We start from the raw sequence: 26,881 nt of genomic DNA on the forward strand, positions 1-26,881 counted from the left end.
TTCCCATCCTCCGACGCATCAACAATGGACAGTTCCATTCTGGGCAAAAATTGGCAAGAGCGCATGAGCATTAACTCAAATTACTGGATGCAAAAATGAACGAAGAATATGACCTTGACACACTGGCCGTTCGTGCTGGATCGGTAAGGAGTCAGTTCAACGAACACTCCGAAGCTTTGTTCCTCACGTCCAGTTTTGTATTTGGTAGCGCGGCAGAAGCCGCGGCGCGTTTCAAAGGGGAACAGCCAGGTCCGATCTACGCGCGCTTTACGAACCCTACAGTAAGCATGATGGAGGAACGCTTGGCGGCTCTTGAAGGTGCAGAGCGGTGCGTCGCATTTGCCTCGGGTATGGCTGCCATTCTTGCAACGGTGATGGGGCTGATGAAAGCGGGTGAGCACGTGGTTGCATCCCGTTCGATATTCGGCTCAACCGTGCAGTTATTCAGCAACATTCTCGGGCGCTTCGGAATCGAGACAACGTACGTCTCCCCTACTGATCCGGGAGAGTGGCAGGCGGCAGTCAAGCCTAATACGAAACTCTTCTTTGTCGAGTCGCCCTCGAATCCACTGACCGAAGTGAGCGATATTCGTGCGTTGTCCAAAATTGCACATGATGCAGGGGCCTGGCTTGCAGTGGACAACTGCTTTTGCTCGCCGGCGTTACAGAATCCTTTGGCGCTGGGGGCCGATATTGTCATTCATTCAGCCACGAAATATCTCGATGGTCAGGGCAGGGTATTGGGGGGGGCTGTGCTGGGTAGTCAGGCGCTGATGGAGGGGGTGTATACCTTTCTGCGTACGGCGGGCCCGACGTTGTCTGCCTTCAACGCCTGGGTGATATTGAAAGGGATGGAGACGCTTTCTATTCGTATGGAAGCTCATTCAAGGAATGCGCTGGCGTTGGCGCAATGGCTGGAAGCACAGCCAGCCATTGCGCGGGTGTTGTATCCGGGCTTGCCATCGCATCCGCAGCATGCATTGGCCATGGCGCAGCAAAAGACGGGCGGTGGAATTGTTGCCTTCGAACTGAAGGGTGGGAAGGACGCAGCGTGGAAACTCATCGATGCAACGAAGATGCTGTCGATTACTGCCAACCTGGGCGATACCAAAACCACGATTACACATCCAGCCACCACGACGCATAGTCGCATGACGCCCGAGCAGCGCATGGCAGCGGGCATCAGCGATGGACTGGTACGTATCGCTGTGGGGCTGGAATCGATCGCCGATATTCAGGCCGATCTGGAACGTGGCTTGGCATGAGATTGCTTTTGCTAGTGTTGCTGCTGGGGCAGGCAATGATCCATGCCGCGGCAGCTTCGCCACTGCAGGAAGTAACTGAGCTGCGTTATGTGGATCAGGATGCTGGCGATCCGAGCTATCTCACGCGCATTCTGGTAACGCCGGATTTCATGCGGATGGATGATGGCCATGATGATGGAGATTACATTTTGCTGGACAGAAAGCAGCGCCGGCTCATTAATGTGATGCGGGGCAACAATCTGGCCATGGTGTTCACACCCGGTAAAGTGCCTGCGGCACCTGTGGGCTGGAAGCCGAAACTGACTTCGCATGCGGCTGCAAAAGGCACCCGGCGTTTCAGTCTGGTTCTGAACGGGGTGACTTGTCTGGAAGGCGTGGCAGCGAAGCAGGCAGCTGTAGATGCAGCACGGGCAATGGCTGAAATGAAAGCTGTTCTAGCGGCTACCCAATATCGCATGTGGCGGGATTCACCCGCCGAAATGCAGCATGATTGCGATCTGGCGAATCAAGTATGGGCGTTTGAGAGCGTACTTGAGCTGGGGCTTCCTCTCGAAGAGCGGGATTTCAGAGGGCGTACCCGACAATTTGAAAGCGAAATCCGTATTCCTCTGGATCCGGTGCTGTTTCTCGTACCCAAGGGGATGCCCCTGGTTGATGCACCGTCATAGTTCTTCCACTTTGAGTGCGCAGCCCTGTGCGTCGCACACCACGTAGCCCCAGCGCGTATACCAGTCCGGCACCACCCAGCGTTCGCATGTCTGCCCATCTACCAGATGGACGTGATGTGCCGGGCGATGGGTGTGTCCATGAATCAGGCGTTGTGCATGCTGTGAATGCAGGATATCGACTACAGCATGCGAATTGACATCCATGATTTCATGGGGCTTCTCGGCTTTGGCTGCGGCACTGCCGGCACGCGCTTGACGTGCGATGCCTCGGCGCCAGTTAAGCGGCAGCGTGCGCAAAATGGCCTTTATCACGGGATGCCGAACTCGCCGGCGAAATTTCTGGTACGCGGCATCATCAGTGCACAGCAGGTCGCCATGCATTAACAGGGTGGCGACGCCGTATAAATCGATTTGTGTCGGATCGGGAATCAGCGTCATGCCGGAACGGGTAGCGTAAGCCTTGGCCAGCATGAAATCGCGGTTGCCATGCATGAAAAATACGGACGTGCCCGAGGCAACCAGCGATTCGAGATGCCGCGCGGTGTCATGCGCAACCTGCTCGTCGTGGTCATCACCGATCCAGGTTTCAAAAAGATCTCCAAGGATGTACAGCGCATCAGCCCCGGCCACATTTTCGGCCAGAAAACGAAAAAAACGCCCGGTGGCGACCGGGCGTTCATCGGTGAGGTGCAGGTCGGCGACGAAGTAGGTGCGACCTGTCCGCATCAGAGGTGTCAGGCGATTTCTGCCTGTGTGATCACGACATCTTCCAGCGGAACATCCTGATGGCCGGCGCGATTGCCGGTTTTGACTTTCTTCAGTTTGTCGATGACGTCCATGCCTTCGACCACTTTGCCGAATACGGCATAGCCGTAGCCTTGCGGAGTCGGCGAGGTATGGTTGAGGAAGCTGTTGTTGGCAACGTTGATGAAAAACTGCGCAGTGGCCGAGTTGGGATCGTTGGTGCGCGCCATGGCGATGGTATAGGTGTCGTTTTTGAGACCGTTGCCCGCTTCGTTGGGAATCGCAGCACGAGTGGGTTTCTGTGTCATGCCAGGTTCGAAGCCGCCACCCTGAATCATGAAGCCGTCGATGACACGATGGAAAATCGTTCCGTCAAAAAAACCGTCACGTACGTATTGAAGAAAATTCTCGACTGTCTTGGGTGCTTTTTCGGCATCGAGTTCAAGGGTGATGATGCCGTGGTTGGTGTGCAGCTTGACCATGTGTGATCCTAAAGTGAGGTTTCGTGAATGATTTTCCAGCGTCCGTTTTCACGGCTCCAGAATTGGCGTTTGGTGGTGCGGTCGTTAAGCGAGTTGCTTCGGTAATTCTGCACAAAACTGACGAGTGCGAAATCGGAGCGCTCGGGATAGAGCAGCAGGCTGACCTTGTCGAGGCCAATCTTGATCCAGGCTTTGTCGGCGTTCACCTTGTGCTTGTTGGCAGCAAAGTTCGACAGGTTTTGTTCGCCATTATGGAACGTCGCACTGTAGTGCGTGAGCAGGCGTGCCGTGTCGCGGCTTTCCCAGTCGACTCGCCATTGGTCAATGGCGGCCGCCAGGTCGTTGCGGCGTGCGTCGAGTGCGTCTTGCGAAACCCACTCGACCTGCTCGGCAATGATGACCGGGGTTTTACCCGGTTTGATGTAGCCGCCTAGCCGGGTGAGGTCGTCGTTGGCGAGCACGACGCAGCCTTCGCTCGCACGCGGCGCGCGGCTGTAAGTGTTGCTTGGGCTGCCGTGTATCCAGATGCCGTGCCCGCTGCGGCCTTGACGCTTGTCCCATTCGTTGGGGTAGGACAGGGTGAATGCGCCGCTGCCATAAAAGTCGCCCAGCTCCTTTGAGGATTTGAAACCCGAGATGCTGTAAATGCCGACCGGCGTACGGTTGTCGCCCTCTTTCTGCTTGCCCGCGCCGGCCTTGCCGATGGTGACGTAAAAATCGGCGACCCGCAGCGGCAAGCCCGCACGGTTTTCGTATACGTACAGGCGGGAGCGGCTGGCGTCGACCACCAGTGCATGGCGATAGTCGTCTTCCAGGTTCAGTAAATAGGCCGGGATCTTGTTGTTGGGCTGCAAATCGGTGACGGCGCGCATGCGTTGCCGCGCCTCGTCGCGCAACAATTCAAGATCTGGACTGGAGGCGCCATTGGGGTTGCCGAGCGCTTGCAGAGGCTGTGCGCGTGCCAGCAGCATGTCCCCTTTGATCAGCTGAGCCAGGCGGAAATTGGGGTGTCGTTGCGTCAGCGAATCGAGGGTGTCGAGCGCTTCCGGCACCCGTGACTGCGAAATCGCCAGCAAACTGTTGGTCAACTGGCGGTCCGCATCAAGCTCTGCAGCCTGCAGTACAGGTGCCGCCAGCAGTAAGGTGAGCAATAGATACCGCATCGCTGTCAATTCGATGTTTCGCCGACGATGCGCCACTGGCCGTTTTGCAAAGCCAGCTTCAGCGTTTTCCTGACGGTGGATTGGTGCCGGTCAGAACGGTAAGTCTGACTGAAGCGGGCATGGGCGATATCACCCTGCTGTTCGATTTTCAGATTGCTGATTTTGACAGTGATGGTGGCCGGTCCCGTGATCCGGGCACGGCGCTGGGCCTCCCATTCGGCATGGGTCAAACCCTCGGCAGTGAAATCGCTGGCGTAGGCGGCAAGATAGGCATCAACATTGCGGGCGGACCAGGCTTGGGCCCAGCGCGTGACGGCCGCCTCGACTTCCTTGCTTGCCGGGGCAGCATTGACCGGGCTGGGCTTGGCCGGCGTCGGCTTGGCTGCTGGCGCGGGTTCGGCAGCAACGGGTTTGGCAACCGGCTTGCTCGCAGCAGGGATCACTTTGGAGGTCGCGGGCTTGGCCGGCTGTCCGCCGATCAGATCCTGAATTAACGCAAGTTTGGTCTGCGCGGCCGCATTTTTGCTGTCCAGTGCCAGGGCCTTGTCGTAAGCAAGCGAAGCCATCTTGGCGTAAATATCGCCCAGGTTTTCGTGCGCGGTAGCGTAGCTCGGGTGGGTGCGGATCGCCATTTCAAGGGCGTTCTTGGCCGCAGCGTATTTGTTTTGCGAGGCGTACAGCACTGCCAGATTGTTATAGGGCTCGGGCAACTCGGGGTAATCCTCGGTCAGTCCGGTAAATACGGCGATCGCTTCGTTGGTTTTGCCCTGATCCGCGAGGATGAGGCCTTTGATAAAACGGGTTTGCGCGTCTTTGGGGTTCTTGGCGAGGTAGGCATTGGCACGCGTGAGCGCACCTGACAAATTGCCGCTTCGGTATTGCTGGTTGATTTCCTGGACTTCGTCGGCCAGTACGGGCGAAGCGGCAAGCACGATACAAGCGGCGGCAACGGCGAAGAAGCGGGATAAAGCCATGTGATATGCTCGAATCGACGGTATGAGAGTCCGAATTCTAACAATTTCGGAGGTGCTAAGACAGCACATCCGGGGTGGTTTCCCGCTTGCCCAAATGGATTTCACTATGTTGCACATCCACAATTCCCTGACACGCTCTAAAGAAGAATTTGTTCCGCTGACCCCCGGCATGGTTCGCATGTATGTCTGCGGCATGACGGTGTATGACCTCTGCCACTTGGGGCATGCCCGGGTGTTCGTGGTATTCGACATGGCGACCCGCTGGTTGCGCGCCAGCGGCTATCAGGTCGAGTACGTCAGGAATATTACGGACATCGACGACAAAATCATTAAGCGTGCGGCTGAAAATGGTGAAACGCCCGGTGCGCTGACTGAGCGTTTCATTGAGGAAATGCACCAGGATGAGCGTGCGCTTGGCGTGCTGCCGCCCAGCCATGAGCCGCGCGCGACCGCCTATGTGGCGCAGATGCTGGCGCTGATCGGGCAGTTGATCGAGAAGGGGCTGGCCTATCCGGCGTCCAATGGCGATGTGTACTACAGCGTGCGCGATTTTCCCGGCTATGGCCGGCTTTCGGGCAAAAGCCTGGATGAGCTGCGGGCGGGCGAGCGTGTCGAGATCGATACATTCAAGCGTGATCCGCTGGATTTTGTGCTGTGGAAGGGGGCCAAACCCGGCGAGCCGGCGTGGGCGTCGCCGTGGGGATCGGGTCGCCCCGGTTGGCATATCGAATGTTCAGCGATGAGCGCCGATCTGCTCGGCAATCATTTCGATATCCATGGCGGCGGGCAGGATCTGCAATTTCCGCACCATGAAAACGAAATCGCCCAGTCCGAAGGGGCCCATGACTGTACTTTTGTGAACTACTGGATGCATAACGGTTTTGTGCGGGTCGACAACGAAAAGATGTCGAAATCGCTGGGCAATTTCTTCACCATTCGCGAAGTGCTGCAACAATACGATGCCGAAGTGGTGCGCTTTTTCATTTTGCGTGCGCATTACCGCAGTCCGCTGAACTATTCCGATGCGCACCTGGATGACGCCAAAAGTGCGCTGGCCCGGCTTTACACAGCTTTGAAAAGCGCGCCCCTGAGTACGACGCCCGTCGACTGGACGCTGCCCGCCGCGCAGGCGTTCAAAGTGGCGATGGACGACGATTTCAATACCCCCGAGGCGCTGGCCGTGTTGTTCGATCTGGCAAGTTCGGCCAATCGCGGGGATGCCGATTCGGCGCACATGCTGCGCAACCTGGGCGGCGTGCTCGGCTTGCTGCAGCGCGATACGGCCGATTTCCTCAAATCAGGCGCTGTGGGTGCGGGTTTGTCCGAAGCGGAAATCGACGCCATGATCGTGGCGCGCCGCGAAGCACGGGCCGCGAAAAATTTCACCGAATCCGATCGTATTCGCGATGCGCTGCAGGCTGCCGGCATCGTGCTGGAAGATGGCGCGGGCGGAACGGTCTGGCGGCGCGCTTGAGCGCATCCCGGCTGATTTACGTCGGCGCGGAAGACTGGTTGCATCCGCACTGGCGCGAAGCGTTTTATCCAGACGGCCTGCCGGACGACTGGCAGCTGTCCTACTACAACACCCGGTTTCAAACGGTGTATTTGCCGGCAGCTTGCTGGCAGACCGCTACGGCTGCCGACTGGGTGCAATGGCTGGCTGACACGCAGCCCGGTTTTCGATTTTTGCTGGAACCCGGAACCCTGCCCCCGCCTTGCGATGCGCGCATCATCGTGGCGACGCCGGCGTGGTGCGACGCGCATCTGTGGTGGATCGATGCGTTTCCCGACCTGCGTGAACTGGCACGGCAAGCGAGTGCGCGTGCGGCCCATGGTGAGCCGCTATTTGTAATCAGCCGCAGCGGCGATCTGGAAAAAATGGAACAGGCGATGATCCTGAGCGAGGTGCTGGGCTACTGAGGCCACCAGAAATCGCACAGGCAGGAGGGGGATTAGTTCACCAGTATTCGGTAAAATGCTGCGCTTGGCTTTCCTCATGACGGGGCTTGATTCCCTTTGCAAAACGACAATCTGATCGAAATCGAACAACTGGCTTTTGGCTACGGCACGCGATCCATCCTGAAAAACATCAACCTGACCGCAAAGCGCGGCCAGGTGGTTGCGATCATGGGCAGCAGCGGCTGCGGGAAAACCACGCTGCTGCGATTGATCGGCGGGCAGCTGAAGGCGAACCAGGGCGTGGTGAGGGTGGCGGACGAGTCGGTAGGCGACCTCGACCGTGATGGCCTGTGTCGCCTGCGTCGCAAAATGGGCATGTTGTTCCAGTTCGGTGCGCTGTTCACCGACATGACGGTGTTCGATAACGTGGCATTTCAGTTGCGCGAGCACACCGATTTGCCGGAAGACGCCATACGCGATCTGGTGCTGATGAAATTGCATGCCGTCGGCCTGCGCGGTGCAGCGCAGCTGATGCCCGCTGAACTCTCTGGCGGCATGGCGCGGCGGGTTGCGCTGGCGCGGGCGATTGCACTCGATCCCATGCTGGTGCTGTACGACGAGCCGTTTGCGGGCCTTGATCCGATTTCGCTCGGCGTGACCGGCAACCTGATTCGCCGCCTGACCGACACGCTGGGACTGACTTCCGTTGTAGTGACGCATGATATTCACGAGTCACTGAAAATCGTCGACTACATCTATTTCATTTCTGAGGGTGTGATTGTTGCCGAGGGCACGGCAGATGAGATTCGCGCCTCCGGATTGCCGTTTGTGCATCAGTTCGTGCACGGCGAGGCGGACGGTCCGGTGCCGTTCCACTATCCGGCCCCTCCCTACGCTGATGATCTGCGACTGGGGGGGCAGCGTGCTTAAGCAGGCCATCACGAATCTGGGCAGCCGCACGCTGGACGCGCTCTGGACTGTCGGGCTCGCGATGCGGTTTTTCGTGACGGTGCTGCTGCATTCCGGCATGGCATTCCGGCGTTTCGGCCTCACCATCCGCGAACTGTATTTCACCGGTGTGCTGTCGCTGATCGTCATTCTGGTATCGGGGCTGTTTGTCGGCATGGTGCTGGGCCTGCAAGGCTACGAAACCCTGCAGACTTATGGCGCAGAAGAGTCGCTGGGCATTGTGGTGGCGCTGTCGCTGGTGCGCGAACTGGGGCCCGTGGTGGCGGCACTGCTGTTCGCCAGCCGGGCCGGCAGCGCAATCACGGCTGAGATCGGCTTGATGAAAGCGACCGAACAGTTGTCGGCAATGGAAATGATGGCGGTGGATCCGCTGGCGCGCGTGGTGGCGCCGCGCTTCTGGGCCGGGGTGATTTCCATGCCGCTGCTGGCCGCGCTGTTTTCCGCGATGGGCGTTTTTGGCGGGTATCTGGTCGGCGTGCAGCTGATAGGAATTGACGAAGGCGCTTTCTGGTCACAGATGCAAAACGCGGTTGATTTCGAGCGCGATGTATTGAATGGCGTGATCAAAAGCGTGGTGTTCGGCATTGCCGTGACTGCCATTGCGCTGTTCGAAGGCTACGATGCGCCCCCCACGGCCGAAGGGGTTGCGGGGGCGACGACGCGTACCGTGGTGACCTCCAGTCTGGTCGTGCTGGCGCTGGATTTTGTTTTGACCGCATTTATGTTCCGGGGAATTGGGTAATCATCATGAACAAGACCAAACTTGATCTCTGGGTGGGATTGTTTGTCGCCGCAGGCATTGTTGCCTTGCTGTTTCTGGCGCTCAAGGTGGGCAGCACCAGCGCGCTCAATTCTGCTGAAGGCTACGAAGTGATCGCCCGGTTCGAAAACATTGGCGGCCTCAAACCGCGAGCGCCGGTCAAAGTCGCGGGCGTGGTCGTCGGGCGCGTGGCCGACATCCAGTTCGATGACGACAACTACGAAGCGGTAGTGACGCTGCGTCTGGACAAGCGCTACGCATTCCCCAAGGACAGTTCAGCGGCCATCCTGACTTCGGGCTTGCTGGGCGAACAATATGTCGGCCTGGAAGCGGGCGGGGACAGCGTGAAGCTGAAGGAAAAGGACCGCATTCTCATCACTCAGGATGCGGTGGTACTGGAAAACCTGATTGGCCGGTTTCTGTATGACAAGGCTCAGGAAGGAGCGCCGCAATGACACACACCTCACGATTCACCCGCCTGACGCGTGTGCTGGCAGCAGCGGGCCTGCTGATGGCTGCGACGTCTGCCCCGGCCGATACCATCAACTTGCAGCAGGCGGTGCAGATGAGCCTGACCGCCGATCCCCGCATCAAGGAAAGCGAGCAGGTGGTCGAGGCGGCGCGCGGCCTGCTGCAGGAAGTTCAGGGCAACATGGGTTGGCGGGTTGGCGTCAACGCCTTCGTCGGCCTGGCCCCGGAAGTCGAGGGCGGCTTTTTTGAGGGGGGCGCGCAGTCGTGTACGGCTTTTCCGTGTACGCCGCGCAGCGACGGCGATGAAATCAATGGCGTTTCCGACTGGTCGCATATCGGCTTTGCCGTGATCAAGCCGCTCTACACCTTTGGCAAGGTCGAGCATTACGGCGAAGCTGCGCAGGGCAACATCGACATCAAGCGCGGCGAATTGAAAAAAACGCGCACCGATACGGTGTATGACACCAAGCGCGCCTATTACGGCTATCTGGCGGCGCGCGACATCCGGGTCTACCTGGACGACATCCTGGCTCGTTTGCAAAAGGAACTCGCCAGCGTGGAAAAAGGCCTGGCGGACGATAACGGTACAGTGAAGCAATCGGACCTGTATGCCCTGCAAACCGTAAAGGGTTTGCTGTCCAAATACGGCAATCAGGCGCGTGCACTGGAAAAAATCAGTCTGGATGGCCTGAAAGTGCTGACGGGAATCGGCCTGGCGGGCGAGTTGAGCGTGGCCGACGAGCGGATCGAGCCGGTACCGTTCCCGCAGACGGCGCTGGCCGATTTGCAGTCACGCGCTCTGCAGGACCGCCCCGAAATGGAACAGCTGGAAGCCGGCCTGCGTGCCCGCCGTGCGCTGGTGGCCGCCAAAAAGGCGGATCGCATGCCCGATCTGTATGCCGGCGTGATTGGCGAATTCAACTACGCTTCGCAGCGCGACAGTCTGGACAATCCTTACGCCAATGATGTCTTCAACAGCGGCGGTCTGACCCCGGTCGTCGGCGTGAAGTGGGACACGATATTCGACGTGGCGAGTGCACGCGTCAATCAGGCGCAGGCCGAACTGGAAGCGCTCAACCACAAGCGCGCCTTCGCCCTGGAGGGCGTGCCGTTCGAAGTCAGTGAAGCGTATGCCAATGCCCAGGCCAACTACGCGTCGCAAAAAGAGCTGGGTGCCAGTGCCACTGCGGCACGGCGCTGGGTGGTGGCGTCGCTGGCCGATTTTTCGGCCGGGCTGGAAAGCGCCGACAAGATGGTCGAGGCGCTGAAGAATTATGTGCTGACGCAAACCGAGTACGTGCGTTCCATCAACGATTACAACATGAACGTCGCGCAGCTGGCACGCATGACGGGTGAACTCAAGTAAGCGGGCAGCGTCTACTTCCTTGCTGACCCCCTTTTTTGAACAGGACTGTCTGATTATGTTGCGATCTTTTTTTCTCTCATTGGCCCTGGCGCTTGGCTTGAGTTCAAGTCTGGTACAGGCTGCCGATATTCCACCCGATGTGCTGGCGCGGACCACGACGCAGGAAGTCCTGAGCATCCTGAAGAAAGACAAGGAAAGCCTGAGTGACAATCCGGCCAGGGTTTATCAGCTGGTCGAAGCCAAAATCCTGCCCAATTTCGACTTCAACCGCATGACCCAGCTGGCCGTTGGCAAGCACTGGCCGCGTGCGACCGCGCAGCAGAAGCAGGCGCTGGTGACCGAATTCCGTAATCTGCTGGTGCGCACGTACTCCAGTTCACTGCTGGAGTTTTCCAATCAGGCGGTCGAGTTCAAGCCGATGACGATCAAGCCGGACGACACTGACGTGACAGTGCATTCCGAGATTCGCCAGCCGGGTAGCCAGCCGATCCCCATCGACTACAGCATGTACAAAACCGCGTTTGGCTGGAAGGTGTACGACGTGGCGATCGACAGCGTGAGCCTGGTGACCAATTACCGCGCATCATTTTCCAGCACCATCCGGCAGAGCGGCATCGATGGCCTGATTGCCACGCTTGCCGCCAAATCGCATAGCGCCAAACCGGCGGCGCGCCCCGGCTCATGATGACGTGCGAGGGCAACTGCTGCCAGATCGCTGGCACGGTTACCGTGGACAGCGTGGGCGGACTGCTGCGCGAACTGCAGCCGCAGCTGGAAAACGGCATGGATACCCTCGATTTCAGCGGTGTTGAAAATATCGACTCGGCGGCGCTGACGCTCATCTTCAGTGCCATGCGCCATGCCCGGCAAGCTGGCCACAGCTTCGTCTGCAAGGGACTCCCAGCCAGTTTTACCAGCCTTGCCGAGCTTTACGGCGTGTCGGATTTGATCCCCACATGAATCCGGGCGCTGCGGCAATCAGCGTTCAGGGTCTGAGCAAACGCTTTCGCACCACCCAGGCGCTCGATGGGGTTTCACTCGACATCCAGCCGGGCGAGTTTTTTGGCCTGCTGGGGCCGAACGGCGCCGGCAAGACCACGCTGATTTCGATTCTCGCCGGGCTCACCCGTGCCGATGCCGGCTACGCAGCCATCATGGGACATGAGGTGGTGCGCGATTACCGGCAAGCGCGCCGTGCGCTCGGCGTGGTGCCGCAGGAACTGGTCTACGATCCTTTTTTCAACGTGCGCGAAACCCTGCGTATCCAGTCCGGCTATTTCGGGCTGCGTCACAACGACGGCTGGATCGACGAAATCATGCATCACCTCGACCTCACCCCGCATGCCGACAAGAACACGCAAAACCTGTCGGGCGGCATGAAGCGTCGCCTGCTGGTGGCGCAGGCGCTGGTGCACAAGCCGCCGGTGATCGTGCTCGATGAGCCCACCGCCGGGGTCGACGTCGATCTGCGCCGCTCGCTGTGGGAATTCATCAGCCGTCTCAACCGCGAAGGCCATACCGTTCTGCTGACCACGCATTATCTGGAAGAGGCGCAGGCACTGTGTGGTCGCATCGCCATGCTCAAGGCCGGGCGCATCGTGGCCTGCGACACCACGCGCAACCTGTTGCATCACGCCAATGAACATTGCGCCGCGTTGCGCCTCGCGAGCGCGCCGCCTGCCGCCTGGACCGAGCGCCTGCAAGCGCTGCCGGACGGCGGCTGGCGCTTCAACTTCAGCGATTTCAGCGAGCTGGAGGCTTTGCTGGCCGCTGTGCGCAGCGCAGGTGGGCAGGTAACCGAGATGCAGCTGATCGAAGCCGATCTGGAGGATGTCTTCACCGACATCATGAAGCGAGCATGAACGGCTTCCTCGCACTGCTCTACAAGGAACTGCTGCGCTTCTGGAAGGTGGCGGTGCAGACCGTGGTGGCGCCGGTCGTCACCGCGCTGCTTTATCTGCTGATTTTTTCCCATGTGCTGGAAGCGCACATCGAGGTCTACCCCGGCGTGAGCTACACGCAGTTTCTGGTGCCGGGGCTGGTGATGATGAGCATGCTGCAGAACGCTTTTTCCAATAGTTCGTCGAGCCTGATCCAGTCCAAACTCACCGGCAACATCGTGTTCGTATTGTTGCCGCCCTTGTCGTATCTGCAATTCTTCAGCGCCTATCTCATCGCGGCGATCGTGCGCGGGCTGGTGGTAGGGCTGGGGGTGTGGGTGGTGACGCTGGGCTTTGGCACGCCAAGCGTCCCGCACCCAGGCTGGCTGCTCGCTTTTTCCCTGCTGGCCTGCGGGTTGATGGGTGCGCTGGGCACCATGGCAGGCATCTGGGCAGAAAAATACGACCAGCTGGCAGCGTTCCAGAATTTCCTGATCCTGCCCCTGACTTTTCTGTCGGGCGTCTTTTATTCCATTCATTCCCTGCCGGCCTTCTGGCAAACGGTATCGCACTGGAACCCCGTGTTTTACATGATCGACGGCTTTCGCTATGCCTTTTTGGGGCAGTCCGACGTCGCGCCGGGATTCGGGCTGCTGGTCGTGGCAGGCAGCTTTGTGGCAATATCCGCGCTTTCGCTCCTGATGTTGAAGAGCGGCTACAAACTGAGGCACTAAGCATGGTCAACCCCGACGATATCAAAGGCTGGATCACCGAGAAATTGCCGTGTGATTACATCGAACTGGATGGCGACGGCCAGCATTTCAATGCGGTCATCGTCAGCCCGTCTTTCAGCGGCAAAAACATGATCCAGCAGCACCGACTGGTGTACGACGCACTGGGCGCGCGCATGCACGCAGAAATCCATGCGCTTTCGATGAAAACCTACACTCCCGAAGAGTGGGCCAGCCGCTGAATGGAATCCCTGCTGATCCACGGCGGTAACAAGCTGACCGGTGAGGTGCGCATTTCCGGTGCCAAGAACGCTGCATTGCCGATTCTGACGGCTGCGCTGCTCAGCGCCGAGCCCTTGCAGCTTGCCAATGTGCCGCATCTGAAGGACATCAGCACCATGCTGGCGCTGCTGGGCCACATGGGCGTGCGCGTCACGCTGGACGACCAGAATCGCGTCACGCTGTGCGGCGAATCGATTCCCAACAAGGATGCGCCCTACGAAATGGTGAAAACCATGCGTGCCGCGATCCTGGTGCTGGGGCCGACGCTGGCGCGCTTTGGCGAGGCGCGCGTGTCCATGCCCGGCGGCTGCGCCATCGGCTCGCGCCCGGTCGATCTGCACATCAAGGGTTTGCAGGCGATGGGCGCGGAAATCCATATCGAGCACGGCTACATCCACGCCAGGGCCAAGCGGCTCAAAGGCGCGCATATCGCCATGGACATGGTCACCGTTACCGGTACCGAAAATCTGATGATGGCGGCGTCGCTGGCCGACGGCACCACGGTGCTGGCCAACGCCGCGCGCGAGCCAGAGATTGTCGATCTGGCCAATTGCCTGATCGCAATGGGCGCCAAAATCGAAGGTGCCGGCAGTGGCGTCATCACCATCCACGGCGTGCCGGCACTGCATGGTGCGCAGCACAGCGTGATGCCCGACCGCATTGAAACCGGCACCTTTCTGGTGGCCGCAGCCATGACCGGCGGCCGTATCCGCGCCACCCATGCCCAGCCCGACACCCTGGTTTCGGTGATGGGCAAACTGGCCGATGCGGGCGCCCATGTCACCTCGGGCGAAGACTGGATCGAAGTCGAGTCCGACGGCGTGCTGAATGCGGTAGACGTGCGCACCGCGCCGCACCCCGCGTTTCCCACCGACATGCAGGCGCAGTTCATGGCGCTCAATTGCGTGGCCAGTGGTGTGGCCAGCATCACCGAAACGATCTTCGAAAACCGCTTTATGCACGTGCAGGAACTACGCCGCTTGGGCGCCAACATCGAAGTCACCGGCCACACCGCCCTGGTGCGCGGCGTGCCACGACTCGACGGCGCCACCGTGATGGCGACCGACCTGCGCGCCTCCGCCTGCCTGGTATTGGCCGGCCTGGTGGCCGCGGGCGAAACCACCATCGAGCGCATCTACCACCTCGACCGTGGCTACGAACGCATCGAGGAAAAGCTCACCCAGCTGGGCGCGCGGATTCAGCGGGTGCATTGAGATGGGCATTACACTTGCCTTGTCCAAAGGCCGCATCTTTGAAGAAACCTTGCCGTTGCTGGCCGCTGCCGGCATCGTCCCGAGCGAAAGCCCCGAGTCGTCGCGCAAGCTGATTATCGGCACCAACCGCGCCGACGTGCGCCTCATCATCGTGCGCGCCAGCGACGTCCCGACCTACGTGCAATACGGCGCGGCCGACCTCGGTATCGCCGGCAAGGATGTTTTGAACGAGCATGGCGGCAACGGCCTGTATCAGCCGCTCGATCTGGAGATCGCGCGCTGCCGCATGATGGTCGCCGTGCGCGAAGGCTACGATTACGCCGGCACAGTCAAGCAGGGCGCGCGCATCCGCGTCGCCACCAAATACGTCAACGCCGCACGTGACCACTTCGCGTCGAAAGGCGTGCATATCGATCTCATCAAGCTTTATGGATCGATGGAACTCGCCCCGCTGGTCGGACTGTCCGACGTCATCGTCGATCTTGTTTCCACCGGCGGCACCCTCAAGGCCAACGGCTTGGTGGCGGTCGAACACATCAGCGACATCAGCTCGCGGCTGGTGGTGAATCAGGCTGCGCTCAAACTTAAACGCAGCTTGATTCAGCCGGTGATTGATGCGTTTGCGGCGGCGGTGGATGCACGCGCCGCCGCGTAATCGTGTCACCTCGCCTCTCCACGCGTCGTAACTGCTCAATAGTGGTGGAACTGATGAGCGGTAAGGTCTGCCAGATCGGCACCTATCAGGACGTCGTGCGACATCAGGAACAATGAGGACTACATGAAAGCTGTCATTCTCGCCGGTGGATACGGCACCCGAATCTCAGAGGAAACCCATCTGAAACCTAAACCCATGGTTGAGGTAGGTGGCAAGCCTCTGCTCTGGCACATCATGAAAGTCTACTCCGCCCATGGCGTGAACGACTTCATCATCTGCTGTGGCTACAAGGGATATGTCATCAAGGAATATTTCGCCAATTACTTCCTGCACATGTCGGATGTGACTTTCGACATGTCCTCCAACAAGATGGAGGTACACCAGCGCAATGCCGAGCCGTGGCGGGTGACACTGGTGGATACCGGCGAAGACACCATGACCGGCGGACGCCTGAAACGGGTCAGCCCCTACCTGAAGGGCGAAGAAGCTTTCTGCTTCACCTACGGCGATGGACTGAGCAACGTGGACATCAGGAGCAGTATTGATTTTCACCGCAAGCACGGCAAGCAGGGGACGATGACTGCAGTGAAGCCGCCGGGCCGCTATGGCGCGATCGAGCACAGCAATAACCGCGTCACCGGTTTCGTCGAGAAACCACGCGGCGACGGGGGCTGGATCAATGGCGGGTTTTTCGTGCTCTCGCCCAAGGTGTTCGATCTGATCGAAGGCGACCGCACCATCTGGGAAGCCGAGCCTATGGTACGCCTGGCCGAAATGGGCGAAATGATGGCCTGGGAGCATGAAGACTTCTGGCAACCCATGGATACACTACGAGACAAGAATCATTTGGAAGAGCTTTGGTTAAGCGGAAAAGCTCCCTGGAAAATATGGTGATCGACGCATCCTTCTGGGCGGGAAAAACTGTATTTCTCACTGGTCATACTGGTTTCAAGGGGGGCTGGCTATCCTTGTGGCTTCAGGAGCTAGGCGCAAAAGTTGTCGGATACGCGTTGCCGCCCCCCACTAACCCCAGCCTGTTCGAAGTGGCACGGGTAGCGGATGGCATGACAAGTATTGAAGGCGATATCCGGGACTTGGCCCGGCTTGCTGCCGTCATGGTCGAGCATCAGCCAGCGATCGTTATCCACATGGCAGCCCAGCCCCTGGTGCGTTATTCCTACCAGAATCCAGTAGAAACCTATTCCACCAATGTGATGGGAACGGTCAATCTGCTGGAGGCCGTGCGTCAAGCGGGTTCCGTAAAGGTCGTGGTCAATATCACCAGCGATAAATGCTACGACAACCGCGAGTGGATTTGGGGCTACCGCGAAAATGAACCCATGGGCGGCTACGATCCTTACAGCAGCAGTAAGGGGTGCGCGGAACTGGTTGCCTCCGCCTACCGTGCTTCCTACTTTAACCCCAAGGAATTCAACCACCACGGTGTAGCGTTGGCGTCGGTGCGGGCAGGCAACGTAATCGGTGGTGGCGATTGGGCGGAAGACCGGCTCATCCCGGACATCATACGTGCCATCACCCAGGGTAAACCGGTTCATATTCGAAGCCCCCATGCCATCCGGCCTTGGCAGCATGTACTGGAGCCGCTGGCCGGCTACCTGCAACTGGCGCAAAAGCTGTGGGAGGATGGCCCTGCTTATGGAGAAGGCTGGAACTTCGGCCCAAATGACGAAGATGCAAAGCCTGTGTCATGGATTGTGGAGCACCTGACTAAAACATGGGGTGAAGGCGCTACTTGGACTCTGGATGGACGCGATCATCCGCATGAAGCGCATTATTTGAAACTCGATTGTTCAAAGGCTAAAACACGCCTGGAATGGCAGCCGCGCTGGAATCTCGAAAGCACATTGAGCGCAATTGTGGACTGGCATCATGCGTATAGGGCGGGGAAAGCCATGCGTGAAGTAACGCTCCAGCAAATCGCCACATACAACGGCTTATTGCCGTAGCCAGATTGTGAATTAGAACGAGCAGAGGTTTATGTGGACAAAGAAACGATAAAACAACAAATATTTGACTTGGTTGAGCAATACAGCGCGCTGCACTTTGTAGAAAAGTCATTTACGCCGGGTGAAAGTGTCATTCCGCCTTCCGGAAAAGTGCTCGGCGCGAGTGAGCTGAAAAACATGGTGGACGCCTCTTTGGATGGATGGTTGACTGCCGGCCGCTTTAACGAGGCATTTGAAAAGCGCTTCGCAGAATTCGTTGGTGTGCCATATGCGCTAACGACTACTTCCGGTTCATCCGCCAACCTGCTGGCATTTACTGCGCTCACTTCACACAAGTTGGGCGACCGGGCACTGAAACCCGGCGATGAAATCATCACCGTGGCCGCCGGCTTCCCTACCACGGTCAACCCCATGTTGCAGAACGGCATGGTGCCAGTATTCGTGGACGTGGACATCCCGACTTACAACATCGACCCGAAGAAGATCGAAGCGGCGGTCACCGAACGGACTCGCGCCATTATGGTCGCGCACACACTGGGCAATCCGTTCGATCTGGACGCAGTCATGGCCGTGGCCAATAAGCATAATCTCTGGGTCATCGAGGATTGCTGCGACGCTCTAGGTTCGCGTTACAAAAGTCAGCATGTCGGTACCTTCGGCCATATCGCCACATGCAGTTTCTATCCCGCCCACCACATCACCATGGGTGAAGGCGGTATGGTGTTCACCAAGGATAGTGAATTGCGCAAGATCATTGAGTCCTTCCGCGATTGGGGGCGCGATTGCTACTGCGCACCCGGTTGTGACAATACTTGCGGTAAACGTTTTGGTTGGCAGTTGGGTTCACTGCCAAAAGGGTATGACCATAAGTACACCTATTCCCACCTGGGCTACAACCTCAAGATTACCGACATGCAAGCCGCATGCGCCTTGGCGCAGATGGATCGGCTTCCGGACTTCATTGAGGCGCGCAAAAGCAACTTCGCTTTTCTCAAGGACCGCCTAAAATCTTGTGAAGACTTCTTGATTCTGCCGGAGGCCACCGCAGGCAGTGAGCCATCTTGGTTTGGGTTTCCCATGACCCTTCGCGAATCGGGGGGTGTTGATCGGGTCCAGTTGTTGGAATATCTAGATCAATACAAGATCGGTACGCGCCTGTTGTTTGCAGGGAATCTCACGCGTCAGCCATATTTTGATGGCCGCACTTATCGTATTAGCGGTGAGTTGTCCAACACAGATAACATCATGAACAACACTTTATGGATAGGTGTGTATCCCGGCTTGACTGAAGAGATGTTGAGTTTTGTGGCAGAGAAGATCGAATTATTTTTCGGTGTGAACTTCTAGAACGACGTGTATACCGGGAAAAACTGTGAAGGCTTCTGATGCACTCGCCAAATTTCTGGTAGCACATCAAGTTCAAACCTGTTTTGAACTCGTTGGGGGAATGATTACGCACCTACTCGATAGCCTTGCCGAATCGGGGAAATTTAACATCGTTTCGATGCATCATGAACAATCCGCTGCCTTCGCTGCGGAAGGGGTGGCAAGGTACACCAAGGGAAAAACGATCGCGGTTGCCATGGGTACCAGCGGCCCAGGCGCAACAAACTTGCTTACAGGCATCGGAAGCTGCTGGTTCGATTCCGTGCCATGTTTGTTTATCACGGGGCAGGTCAATACGCGTGAACTCAAGGGGGATCGGGCGATTAGGCAACAAGGCTTCCAGGAACTAGATATCGTTAAAGTCGTGCGCTCACTGACCAAATACTCGGTGAGGGTTGATCGCCCTGAACATTTGTTGCCGGAACTGCATAAGGCGTTATCGGCAGCGCTGAGCGGTCGCCAAGGTCCAGTATTACTGGATATCCCAAATGATGTTCAGCGTTCCGACATTCCGGAAACATTGGTTGAGGAGTGGTTGAGCAAGCCATTGGATGCTGGCCGCGCTCCGGAAGTTGGTGCGGGCGACCTGATGAAACTAGAGGCGCTGTGTAAGAATGCACAGCGCCCATTGATCTGTATCGGCGGCGGAGCGCGTTGGGCCGATTCGATGGACGAGTGGCTGTTGGCTGCAGATTATCAAGGCATTCCTTATGTGTCGACACTCATGGGGCATGAACGGGTGATCAAGCGCAGCAATTATTTCAATATGATCGGTAGTTATGGCAATCGTGAGGCCAACTGGGCAATACAGAATTGTGATTTGCTAATCGTGGTAGGGGCGCGACTCGATGTTCGGCAAACAGGTGCGGATGTGGATGATTTTGCTCGTAAAGCGCGTATCGTCCAGATCGACATTGACCCCGCCCAGTTGGGTAATCGCGTTCAGGCCGACTTGAATATCTGCGCGGCAGCCGAGAGCTTTTTCAAAGCGTTTCCGCTTCGAGCTTCTACATTCCTCAATCTGGATAAGAGTTGGGCTACTGTGATTTCAATACAACGGGACCGGGCACCGTCTAATGAATATGCAGATTGGGAAATTAGCCCCAGCGAGTTTTTTAAAAAACTGAATCACATTTTTTCAGGGAAGCCGGTCGATTATGTTTGCGATGTCGGCAATCACCAGATGTGGGCCGCGCAAAGCTTGCGTTTATCGCCTAATCAGGCTGTTCATTACAGCGGCGGCATGGGCGCAATGGGTTTTGCTTTGCCCACCGCATTGGGAGTTGCTCTTCAGTCCAAGAACAAAGTTGTGGTGATTACTGGCGACGGAAGTCTGCAAATTAACATTCAGGAGCTGGATACGCTTAATCGCCTCGGATTGGACCTGACTATTGTCGTAATGAACAACTCAGTATTAGGTATGGTGAAAAATTTTCAGGATATGTATTTCAATGGCCGTGACCAATCGACTCAAAAGGGCTATAGCAGTCCCTCTTTCACAGATATTGCAATGGCTTATGGGATCACGGCTCACCGTGCCACTAACGCGACGGATTTGGATCGTGTCTTGAATTTGATAATGGACGGCAAAGGCCCGCTGCTCATCGAAATCCTGATGGATGGTGCAACGGAATGCCGTCCACGCTTGGCCTTTGGGTCGAAACTGGATGAGCAGTTTCCCAAACTGGACGGTTAGCCAACGTGATGAGAATAGCCATTCTCGGAGCGACCAGCCAGATCGCCCGAGATCTGATCATTTCGTTTTCTACTTCGGAGGACAAATCCCTGCATCTGTTTGCGCGCCGTCCGGATGAGGTTGCGAAATGGCTGGTGTTAGCTGGGTTGTCAGGGCGCTATCCAGTAGATGACTTTTCCGAATTCACCAAAGGAGAGTTTGATGCCATCATCAATTTCGTCGGAGTGGGCAACCCGGCCCAGGCTGTTGCGATGGGCGATTCCATATTCGAAATAACTTTGAAATACGACATTCTGGCACTGGATTATTTGCATCAGCATCCTGACTGCCGGTATTTATTTCTAAGCAGCGGGGCAGTTTATGGCCCAAACTTTGACGAGCCTGTTGATGAGAACAGCAAGGCAACCATCGCGATCAACCATCTGCAGCCCCAAGATTGGTATGCGGTTGCAAAATTGTATGCGGAATGCCATCACCGCGCTTTGTCACATCTGCCAATAGTCGATATCCGGGTTTTCAATTATTTCAGCCATACACACGATGTTTCCGCACGCTTTTTGATCACTGATATCTTGCGGGCAATCCAGCATGGCGACACGCTGATTACTTCATCGGACAATATTGTTCGTGACTACATCGGGCCGGATGACTTTTACCAGATGGTCGCGTTAATTCTGGCAGCACCAGTCACGAATGATGTGGTGGATTGCTACACTAAAGCACCAGTAGACAAAGTGACACTGCTCTCCAGCATGAGTCATAACTTCGGGTTGATGTATGAGATAAGGCAAACCCCTGTTGGAGTGAATGCAACAGGCGTGAAGACCAATTATTTTTCAAGGAATCACAGAGCGCAAACGTTTAAATACGACCCAGAAAAATCCTCACTGGAAAGCGTATTAAGTGAAGCACATCTGATGGTGAGAGGATGGAAATGATTGCGCTACAACCCATTTCAATATTCCTCCTGTGCGACTTGGTTGACCGTCCTGGAAACAGGCAGGGCTCGATGGGCTGTGTTTGCAACCAATAGGGCACGTACAGATGCATCATTCGATTCAACAATTGCTTCGTCGCCTGTGGCTCCACACCATGCCACGGCGGCGCATGCAATTCGGTATCTTGTTTGCACTAATGATTCTCGCGGCCTTTGCCGAGGTTATTAGCATAGGTGCGGTGCTGCCATTTTTAGGCGTGCTTACGGCGCCAGAGCGAGTATTTTCACATTCAATCGCACAGCCACTTATTCAGGTTTTAAAACTCACCGAGCCGCGCCAGCTATTGTTGCCACTCACCGTCGCCTTCGGAATTACAGTCTTGGTCTCCGGCGCCATGCGTCTGGGCCTTTTATGGGCACAAACCCGATTCAGCCATGCCATTGGTGCAGACTTCAGTATCAGCATCTACCGGCGCACGCTTTATCAGCCTTATGCAGTGCACGTGGCGCGCAACAGTAGTGAGGTGATTGCAGGTATTTCGAACAAGGCAAATACCGTTGTGTATTCCACGCTGATGCCCGCACTTACTCTTCTGAGTTCCAGCATGATGTTGTTGGCAATCCTGATGGCCTTGGTTGCCATCGAGCCCGTGGTTGCCTTTTCCGCCTTTGCCGGGTTTGGCGGCATCTATGTGTTGGTTATTCTCGTGACCAGGAAACGTGTAGCACTGGACAGCCAACGCATCAGCTTTGAACAGAATCAGGTGATCAAGGCATTGCAAGAAGGCCTGGGTGGCATTCGTGACGTACTCATTGATGGTACGCAGGCTACTTATTGCAATATATATCGCAATGCCGACTTGCCGCTGCGCCGTGCACAGGCCAATATCCAGATCATTGGTAGTAGCCCGCGGTATGGTATCGAGGCACTGGGGATGGTACTTATTTTGGCATTGGCATACTCACTCGCGGGGCGATCAGAGGGTATTTCAGGCGCCATCCCGGTGTTGGGCGCGCTGGCGCTGGGTGCACAGCGCCTGTTACCTGTGCTGCAACAGGCCTATTCAAGCTGGTCTTCAATGAGCGGTGGTCAGGTATCTTTGAGTGATGCGCTGGAGTTGTTAGATCAGCCGCTTCCCCAACATGCGGATGAACCATTGTCTGTCCCCATGCCATTTCAGCAGAGCATCACCCTCAACAATCTGGCTTTTCGTTATACGTCCCAATCACCATGGGTGCTTGAGGGATTGAATCTCACCATACTCAAAGGCAGCCGCATTGGTTTCATGGGAACCACGGGAAGTGGCAAAAGTACATTGCTGGATATCATCATGGGCTTGCTACAACCCACCGTCGGCAGTCTGTCCATCGACGGGGTAACGATCACCCCACAAAATTATCGGGCTTGGCAGGCGCACATCGCCCACGTGCCACAGGCCATTTTTCTGGCCGATACCAGCATCGCAGAAAATATTGCCTTTGGCGTTCCGCTGGATCAAATTGATCAGATCCGCTTGCGTCAGGCTGCACAACAAGCGCAGATTGCCGAAACGATCGAGTCGTGGGAAAAGCAATACGACACACTCGTGGGTGAGCGGGGCATTCGTTTATCTGGTGGTCAACGCCAGCGTATTGGTATCGCGCGTGCGCTTTATAAAAAAGCCAATGTCATTGTATTTGATGAGGCCACAAGTGCCCTGGATAACGATACCGAACGTGCGGTGATGAAAGCTATTGAAAGCCTGGGTGATGAACTTACGATTTTGATCGTCGCTCACCGCCTGTCCACACTCAAGAATTGCACGCAGATCGTTGAGTTGAGTGATGGACAGATCACACGTAGGGGATCGTATGCGGAAATAGTCGATCCCAAGGCTGAGAGTTTTTGATCATCACGCCAGTCAGTTCTTGACACCCCCCACAAGACGGGCATTATGCCGACGTTACTTGGAGGTAGCCCGTGTGTGAAGTGCGTTGAATTATGCGCATGCATGACAATCCTTCGAATGCCGACAGATGGAAGCGGCATATGCCTGAAACGATCAAGACCCATGACACCCCCTAAACTGCAACAAATATACCAAGATGCCCCGTACCTTTCTATCAAGTACGATACCTATTTTCCTGTGTACGAAGCGCTTCTGGCCAAGTACCGGGGTCAGAGCATCACGCTGGTTGAGGTAGGTATATTCAACGGTGGGTCCCTGTTTATGTGGCGCGAATTTCTCGGGCCAGAGGCACGCATCATCGGGGTGGACTTGAATCCTGATGCCAAGGAATGGGAGAAGCACGGTTTCGAGATCTACATTGGTGATCAGGGTAACGAGCAGTTCTGGAAAGACTTTTTCAGGAAGACTGGGCCGGTTGACGTTGTCATCGACGACGGAGGCCATACTAACCTGCAGCAAGTAGTGACCACGCATCATGCAATCCCCCAGATTCGTGATGGCGGGTTGCTGATTGTTGAGGATGTTCACACAAACTATTTTCGTGAGTTCGGCAACCCCTATAAGTATTCATTCCTGAACTTCGCATTCAGGATCGTTGATGGAATCAACTCGCGCGCTTTTGCCCTCCGCAGCAGCTATACACGCTATTCGTCGAAGGTCTATAGCATCAGCTTTTTTGAATCTATCGTGGCTTTTCATATTGACTCGCGACTGTGCGTGCGCAGCAAGCCAACCGCGAATGGTGGACGAACCAGGGATGCTTCGGATTTTCGATATCAGAACGTGGTCCAGAGTGCGCTGTCCTCCTTCAAAACCCGCCTTCCCACAGACCGCAGGGGCGTTATGGCTGTGATCTGCCGAGGTCTACGCTTTCTCGCTGACACTGCGCTGTTTGTGCTATCTCGCATGGAAACCGTTAAATACAAGCGCTTTTTTTCTAAAAGCGATTGATGGCGCCCTATCAGCAAGGCATAAGAAAGGCTGATTGTGTTCGCCACGCAGGAGTCGTCGGACCTCAGCTCCTGGTCAAATGTGCCCTAACTTTTCTGTGAGACGCTCCACTGCCAGGCATCAACTTGGAGCAAGTCACAATCAGGAAAACGTATTGTTGCGATTCCTTGTTCTGGCGCTGAAGAAAGTGCTTCGCGTGCTGACAGCCTTCGAGACTTCATGTGATTATTCACGCCCAAGGCCGCGTCCTTTGCTCTCGCGGTGACAGATGGACAGCGTGTGCAGGAAGCGCGTACATGATGGTGTGCTCGTGCTGAGCTTTTCCTATAGCCCTTCTCGACCCATGAAAAAGCCCGTGTTCCTGTTCGGCGACTGGCCCTCTGTCTACGCCTTCGAGCATTTCAGGGGCGCACGCCAGATTGGTTCGAGGGCCACGCACTACACCGCGAGCGCCAGGTAATCGAGACGGTAGGTGATTAATGAAAATATATTTCTGTACGACCGCACCATCAAAGAACTACAAGAGCTGGTCCAATATTCCCTATTTGTTGCATAAGAATCTGGAAAAAAGAGGCTATTCGGTAACGAATTACGTGATGAGAGAAATTGAGCCGTTGAAAACGGTTTTCAACTTCCCCGTAAGAATATTGAATAAGTTCTTTAAGCTCGGGACTACATATTTCTACGTGAGAACTCCGGTTCACTTTTTTTCCACATATTTATACAGTCGGTATATCGGGTTGATATCTACTAAGCATGATGTGATGGTGGTTCAAGGCTTTTCATATCCCATGCACAACGGAAAAAATAAACAAATCGTTCTCGGGGACTGGCCGTCTGAATATTTGTTTGAGAAGTTCCTCAAGCGTCAGCCCAGTCGTTTTGAGCGCCGATCGATTGACCGAGAAAATGCAGTCATCGAAGCTGCCGATGCGGTCATTACGCTATTTCCAAATGTTCGTGAATATATGTTGAAGAAATATAAGAACAAGAACATCTATTGCTTTGGAAACGTCGTGAATGTGGGTGACGATGTGGCGATACCTGCAGACATTCAGCAAAGAAAAACCAAGTCGAAACGATTGCTGTTTGTCGGCCAGCCGTTCTATCTCCCTGGGGCGTTGGAGCTTATTGAGGCTGTGCGCAATCTCAGGCAACAGGGCGCGGACTTTGAGGTTGATATCGTCGGCATCGATTCAAGCCTAATAAAAGTCGAGTACGGTTGGTTAAAGGTGCATGGTTATTTGGATAAGGAGAATAGCCAAGATAAGAAGAAATATTACGAGCTGCTGTCCAATGCCAGGCTATTTGTAAACACCACACCGGGATGGAGTGGGTTTCAGGCACTGTTAGAGGCCATGTACTTCCACAATCCTATCGTTGTTAGACCTAACGAGAGCTTGAATAGTTATTTTCCAAATTTAAAGGATGTGGCGTATATCCTTGAAGAAGGCGGGCCGAATCTCGAAGTGATGCTTGCTGAAAGCATTTCAGATGGCGCGCGATATAAGTGTATGTCTGAAGCTTCGCGTCGGTCGGTGGAGTCCTCTAACTGGAGTAACTTCACGGAAAAACTAACTGGGTTGTTCAAATGAATAAGAATATAACGGCGATTGTTTTTGCTCGTAACGAGGCTAGAAGAATCCCTTCGATATACCAGAATCTAAAGGACTTCTGCGAAGTAATAGTCTTTGATGCGGGTAGCACCGATGGGACTGAGGAATATTGCAAGAAGAACGGCATCAAATTTGTCGCGCGTCCCGAAGATAAGACCGTCATGCGGCTTAATACGCTTGCATGGGTGTACGAGAACACGCCGACAGAATACGTTATTCAAGTTTATGGCGCGCATGCATACCCCAAGCAACTGCTGGAAAAGTTTTCGGAGGTGGCGAACGAGAATAAGAAGTCGGCCGTCTTCCATGATGTGGTGATTTATCGCTACGGCGATGTGGTACATCGGACATTGTTCAGAAGAATTTCATCCGCATGCGTTTTCTATAAAAAAAGCATCATCAATTTCGAGAAATCCAAGATTCACGATGAATTGGCGATCTCATTTGATGAAAAGACGATGATCCGGCTTCCTGGTCGAGATGAGTTGTCGTTGCATCTCTTCCAAGACGAAGACTGTGAGAGTTTTACCAAGAAGACGATCAATTACGAAGCAATTGAGGCAAGGCAGCGCTTCGCCGCAGGGGAACGCATGAGCGGGATTGGTTTGGCACTTGGACCATTGAGTCGATTTCTCTATAGATATCTAAGAACCGGCTCCTTCGCCAAAGGGTCAAAGGGGTTGGTGTACTCGATCTTGAACTTGATTTACGACTTTAATGTTTCAATCATTCTTTGGGAGTTAACGAATCAATTGACATTTGACGACGCGATTAGAAAAAACGCTGAGAAAAAAGAGCAGTTGCTAAAAAATGGCGTGTAGAAATTCAAACCGCACTTACGATGAATTCGGGTGTG

The 26,881-nt window shown here is 55.8% G+C and carries 28 protein-coding genes; 24 read left to right on the plus strand and 4 right to left on the minus strand.

Going from position 1 to position 26,881, the window contains the following annotated elements; genetic code table 11:
• Positions 1-95: 95 nt before the first annotated feature.
• A complete protein-coding gene (locus IV098_RS09360) occupies positions 96-1,265 on the plus strand; it encodes an O-succinylhomoserine sulfhydrylase (protein ID WP_296888411.1) in 1,170 nt (389 codons plus the stop codon).
• Positions 1,262-1,933 (plus strand): hypothetical protein, encoded by a 672-nt coding sequence (locus tag IV098_RS09365; RefSeq protein ID WP_296888413.1) that lies wholly within the window; start codon positions 1,262-1,264, stop codon positions 1,931-1,933. Before IV098_RS09360 ends, IV098_RS09365 begins: the two co-directional genes overlap by 4 nt.
• On the opposite strand, the gene IV098_RS09370 is transcribed toward IV098_RS09365, so the two are convergent.
• From IV098_RS09370 to IV098_RS09385, 4 genes are read right to left on the minus strand one after another with little or no spacing between them, the layout of a single operon-like run.
• Positions 1,928-2,659: a UDP-2,3-diacylglucosamine diphosphatase gene (locus IV098_RS09370; RefSeq protein WP_296888415.1), complete on the minus strand. Its 732-nt coding sequence runs from the start codon at positions 2,657-2,659 to the stop codon at positions 1,928-1,930. The two genes, IV098_RS09365 and IV098_RS09370, sit on opposite strands and share 6 nt — an antisense overlap.
• Positions 2,660-2,667: 8 nt before the next feature.
• A complete protein-coding gene (locus tag IV098_RS09375; protein ID WP_296888417.1) occupies positions 2,668-3,159 on the minus strand; it encodes a peptidylprolyl isomerase in 492 nt (163 codons plus the stop codon).
• Between the two features lie 8 nt (positions 3,160-3,167).
• A complete protein-coding gene (locus tag IV098_RS09380) occupies positions 3,168-4,322 on the minus strand; it encodes a murein L,D-transpeptidase family protein (protein WP_296888439.1) in 1,155 nt (384 codons plus the stop codon).
• Between the two features lie 5 nt (positions 4,323-4,327).
• A complete protein-coding gene (locus tag IV098_RS09385) occupies positions 4,328-5,296 on the minus strand; it encodes a tetratricopeptide repeat protein (protein ID WP_296888441.1) in 969 nt (322 codons plus the stop codon).
• A gap of 106 nt (positions 5,297-5,402) precedes the next feature.
• Between IV098_RS09385 and cysS the strand changes: the two genes are divergently transcribed.
• The 22 genes from cysS to IV098_RS09495 all read left to right on the plus strand — a co-directional run bounded on the left by cysS (position 5,403) and on the right by IV098_RS09495 (position 26,846).
• A complete protein-coding gene (cysS, locus tag IV098_RS09390) occupies positions 5,403-6,770 on the plus strand; it encodes a cysteine--tRNA ligase (protein WP_296888443.1) in 1,368 nt (455 codons plus the stop codon).
• Positions 6,767-7,216, plus strand: a complete 450-nt coding sequence (locus IV098_RS09395; RefSeq protein WP_296888445.1) for a hypothetical protein — start codon at positions 6,767-6,769, stop codon at positions 7,214-7,216. Before cysS ends, IV098_RS09395 begins: the two co-directional genes overlap by 4 nt.
• A gap of 96 nt (positions 7,217-7,312) precedes the next feature.
• On the plus strand, positions 7,313-8,125 hold the full coding sequence (locus tag IV098_RS09400) for an ABC transporter ATP-binding protein (RefSeq protein WP_296888447.1): 813 nt from the start codon (positions 7,313-7,315) through the stop codon (positions 8,123-8,125).
• Positions 8,118-8,906, plus strand: a complete 789-nt coding sequence (gene mlaE / locus IV098_RS09405; RefSeq protein ID WP_296888449.1) for a lipid asymmetry maintenance ABC transporter permease subunit MlaE — start codon at positions 8,118-8,120, stop codon at positions 8,904-8,906. The genes IV098_RS09400 and mlaE overlap by 8 nt, the downstream gene beginning before the upstream one ends.
• Before the next feature lie 5 nt (positions 8,907-8,911).
• Complete coding sequence (gene mlaD / locus IV098_RS09410) at positions 8,912-9,379, plus strand: outer membrane lipid asymmetry maintenance protein MlaD (protein ID WP_296888451.1); 468 nt, start codon at positions 8,912-8,914, stop codon at positions 9,377-9,379.
• Complete coding sequence (locus IV098_RS09415; RefSeq protein ID WP_296888453.1) at positions 9,376-10,761, plus strand: TolC family protein; 1,386 nt, start codon at positions 9,376-9,378, stop codon at positions 10,759-10,761. Before mlaD ends, IV098_RS09415 begins: the two co-directional genes overlap by 4 nt.
• Positions 10,762-10,858: 97 nt before the next feature.
• Entirely contained in the window at positions 10,859-11,446 is a 588-nt protein-coding gene (locus IV098_RS09420; RefSeq protein ID WP_296888455.1) for a phospholipid-binding protein MlaC, read from the plus strand.
• The gene (locus IV098_RS09425) at positions 11,443-11,721 is read left to right on the plus strand and encodes an STAS domain-containing protein (RefSeq protein ID WP_296888456.1); all 279 of its coding nucleotides are present in this window, start codon (positions 11,443-11,445) and stop codon (positions 11,719-11,721) included. The genes IV098_RS09420 and IV098_RS09425 overlap by 4 nt, the downstream gene beginning before the upstream one ends.
• Positions 11,718-12,623 carry an ABC transporter ATP-binding protein gene (locus IV098_RS09430; protein ID WP_296888457.1) on the plus strand — a complete coding sequence of 302 codons (906 nt, stop codon included), beginning with the start codon at positions 11,718-11,720 and terminating at the stop codon, positions 12,621-12,623. The genes IV098_RS09425 and IV098_RS09430 overlap by 4 nt, the downstream gene beginning before the upstream one ends.
• The gene (locus IV098_RS09435) at positions 12,620-13,375 is read left to right on the plus strand and encodes an ABC transporter permease (protein ID WP_296888459.1); all 756 of its coding nucleotides are present in this window, start codon (positions 12,620-12,622) and stop codon (positions 13,373-13,375) included. Before IV098_RS09430 ends, IV098_RS09435 begins: the two co-directional genes overlap by 4 nt.
• A 2-nt stretch (positions 13,376-13,377) precedes the next feature.
• Positions 13,378-13,614, plus strand: coding sequence for a BolA/IbaG family iron-sulfur metabolism protein (locus IV098_RS09440; protein WP_296888461.1), 237 nt, complete (start codon positions 13,378-13,380; stop codon positions 13,612-13,614).
• Positions 13,615-14,868, plus strand: a complete 1,254-nt coding sequence (gene murA / locus IV098_RS09445) for a UDP-N-acetylglucosamine 1-carboxyvinyltransferase (RefSeq protein WP_296888463.1) — start codon at positions 13,615-13,617, stop codon at positions 14,866-14,868.
• 1 nt (position 14,869) lies between these two features.
• Positions 14,870-15,523 (plus strand): ATP phosphoribosyltransferase, encoded by a 654-nt coding sequence (gene hisG, locus IV098_RS09450; RefSeq protein WP_296888465.1) that lies wholly within the window; start codon positions 14,870-14,872, stop codon positions 15,521-15,523.
• Positions 15,524-15,646: 123 nt separating this feature from the next.
• The gene (rfbF, locus tag IV098_RS09455) at positions 15,647-16,417 is read left to right on the plus strand and encodes a glucose-1-phosphate cytidylyltransferase (protein ID WP_296888467.1); all 771 of its coding nucleotides are present in this window, start codon (positions 15,647-15,649) and stop codon (positions 16,415-16,417) included.
• On the plus strand, positions 16,411-17,490 hold the full coding sequence (gene rfbG, locus IV098_RS09460) for a CDP-glucose 4,6-dehydratase (RefSeq protein ID WP_296888469.1): 1,080 nt from the start codon (positions 16,411-16,413) through the stop codon (positions 17,488-17,490). The genes rfbF and rfbG overlap by 7 nt, the downstream gene beginning before the upstream one ends.
• 33 nt (positions 17,491-17,523) lie before the next feature.
• Complete coding sequence (gene rfbH / locus IV098_RS09465; RefSeq protein ID WP_296888471.1) at positions 17,524-18,837, plus strand: lipopolysaccharide biosynthesis protein RfbH; 1,314 nt, start codon at positions 17,524-17,526, stop codon at positions 18,835-18,837.
• 25 nt (positions 18,838-18,862) lie between these two features.
• On the plus strand, positions 18,863-20,572 hold the full coding sequence (locus tag IV098_RS09470; RefSeq protein ID WP_296888473.1) for a thiamine pyrophosphate-binding protein: 1,710 nt from the start codon (positions 18,863-18,865) through the stop codon (positions 20,570-20,572).
• A gap of 8 nt (positions 20,573-20,580) precedes the next feature.
• Positions 20,581-21,510 (plus strand): NAD-dependent epimerase/dehydratase family protein, encoded by a 930-nt coding sequence (locus tag IV098_RS09475; protein ID WP_296888521.1) that lies wholly within the window; start codon positions 20,581-20,583, stop codon positions 21,508-21,510.
• Positions 21,511-21,616: 106 nt separating this feature from the next.
• Positions 21,617-23,398 carry an ABC transporter ATP-binding protein gene (locus tag IV098_RS09480; RefSeq protein WP_296888475.1) on the plus strand — a complete coding sequence of 594 codons (1,782 nt, stop codon included), beginning with the start codon at positions 21,617-21,619 and terminating at the stop codon, positions 23,396-23,398.
• A gap of 162 nt (positions 23,399-23,560) precedes the next feature.
• Positions 23,561-24,409 (plus strand): class I SAM-dependent methyltransferase, encoded by an 849-nt coding sequence (locus IV098_RS09485; protein ID WP_296888476.1) that lies wholly within the window; start codon positions 23,561-23,563, stop codon positions 24,407-24,409.
• 764 nt (positions 24,410-25,173) lie between these two features.
• Positions 25,174-26,004 carry a glycosyltransferase gene (locus IV098_RS09490; protein WP_296888478.1) on the plus strand — a complete coding sequence of 277 codons (831 nt, stop codon included), beginning with the start codon at positions 25,174-25,176 and terminating at the stop codon, positions 26,002-26,004.
• On the plus strand, positions 26,001-26,846 hold the full coding sequence (locus IV098_RS09495; RefSeq protein WP_296888480.1) for a glycosyltransferase: 846 nt from the start codon (positions 26,001-26,003) through the stop codon (positions 26,844-26,846). Before IV098_RS09490 ends, IV098_RS09495 begins: the two co-directional genes overlap by 4 nt.
• The last annotated feature ends 35 nt before the right edge of the window (positions 26,847-26,881 follow it).

This window comes from Thiobacillus sp. (genome assembly GCF_018780105.1).
Taxonomy (GTDB): domain Bacteria; phylum Pseudomonadota; class Gammaproteobacteria; order Burkholderiales; family Thiobacillaceae; genus Thiobacillus.

What these genes read in the sequence shown, in the direction of transcription:
- IV098_RS09440 (WP_296888461.1), top strand. Translation starts at nt 13,378, where the DNA reads ATGGTCAACCCCGACGATATCAAAGGCTGGATCACCGAGAAATTGCCG.
- IV098_RS09415 (WP_296888453.1), top strand. Translation starts at nt 9,376, where the DNA reads ATGACACACACCTCACGATTCACCCGCCTGACGCGTGTGCTGGCAGCA.
- murA (WP_296888463.1), top strand. Translation starts at nt 13,615, where the DNA reads ATGGAATCCCTGCTGATCCACGGCGGTAACAAGCTGACCGGTGAGGTG.
- IV098_RS09430 (WP_296888457.1), top strand. Translation starts at nt 11,718, where the DNA reads ATGAATCCGGGCGCTGCGGCAATCAGCGTTCAGGGTCTGAGCAAACGC.
- IV098_RS09360 (WP_296888411.1), top strand. Translation starts at nt 96, where the DNA reads ATGAACGAAGAATATGACCTTGACACACTGGCCGTTCGTGCTGGATCG.
- IV098_RS09370 (WP_296888415.1), bottom strand. Translation starts at nt 2,659, where the DNA reads ATGCGGACAGGTCGCACCTACTTCGTCGCCGACCTGCACCTCACCGAT.
- IV098_RS09425 (WP_296888456.1), top strand. Translation starts at nt 11,443, where the DNA reads ATGATGACGTGCGAGGGCAACTGCTGCCAGATCGCTGGCACGGTTACC.
- rfbF (WP_296888467.1), top strand. Translation starts at nt 15,647, where the DNA reads ATGAAAGCTGTCATTCTCGCCGGTGGATACGGCACCCGAATCTCAGAG.
- IV098_RS09475 (WP_296888521.1), top strand. Translation starts at nt 20,581, where the DNA reads ATGAGAATAGCCATTCTCGGAGCGACCAGCCAGATCGCCCGAGATCTG.
- mlaD (WP_296888451.1), top strand. Translation starts at nt 8,912, where the DNA reads ATGAACAAGACCAAACTTGATCTCTGGGTGGGATTGTTTGTCGCCGCA.
- IV098_RS09495 (WP_296888480.1), top strand. Translation starts at nt 26,001, where the DNA reads ATGAATAAGAATATAACGGCGATTGTTTTTGCTCGTAACGAGGCTAGA.
- IV098_RS09435 (WP_296888459.1), top strand. Translation starts at nt 12,620, where the DNA reads ATGAACGGCTTCCTCGCACTGCTCTACAAGGAACTGCTGCGCTTCTGG.
- hisG (WP_296888465.1), top strand. Translation starts at nt 14,870, where the DNA reads ATGGGCATTACACTTGCCTTGTCCAAAGGCCGCATCTTTGAAGAAACC.
- IV098_RS09480 (WP_296888475.1), top strand. Translation starts at nt 21,617, where the DNA reads ATGCATCATTCGATTCAACAATTGCTTCGTCGCCTGTGGCTCCACACC.
- IV098_RS09375 (WP_296888417.1), bottom strand. Translation starts at nt 3,159, where the DNA reads ATGGTCAAGCTGCACACCAACCACGGCATCATCACCCTTGAACTCGAT.
- IV098_RS09490 (WP_296888478.1), top strand. Translation starts at nt 25,174, where the DNA reads ATGGTGGTTCAAGGCTTTTCATATCCCATGCACAACGGAAAAAATAAA.
- IV098_RS09485 (WP_296888476.1), top strand. Translation starts at nt 23,561, where the DNA reads ATGACACCCCCTAAACTGCAACAAATATACCAAGATGCCCCGTACCTT.
- rfbG (WP_296888469.1), top strand. Translation starts at nt 16,411, where the DNA reads ATGGTGATCGACGCATCCTTCTGGGCGGGAAAAACTGTATTTCTCACT.
- IV098_RS09365 (WP_296888413.1), top strand. Translation starts at nt 1,262, where the DNA reads ATGAGATTGCTTTTGCTAGTGTTGCTGCTGGGGCAGGCAATGATCCAT.
- IV098_RS09380 (WP_296888439.1), bottom strand. Translation starts at nt 4,322, where the DNA reads ATGCGGTATCTATTGCTCACCTTACTGCTGGCGGCACCTGTACTGCAG.
- IV098_RS09385 (WP_296888441.1), bottom strand. Translation starts at nt 5,296, where the DNA reads ATGGCTTTATCCCGCTTCTTCGCCGTTGCCGCCGCTTGTATCGTGCTT.
- cysS (WP_296888443.1), top strand. Translation starts at nt 5,403, where the DNA reads ATGTTGCACATCCACAATTCCCTGACACGCTCTAAAGAAGAATTTGTT.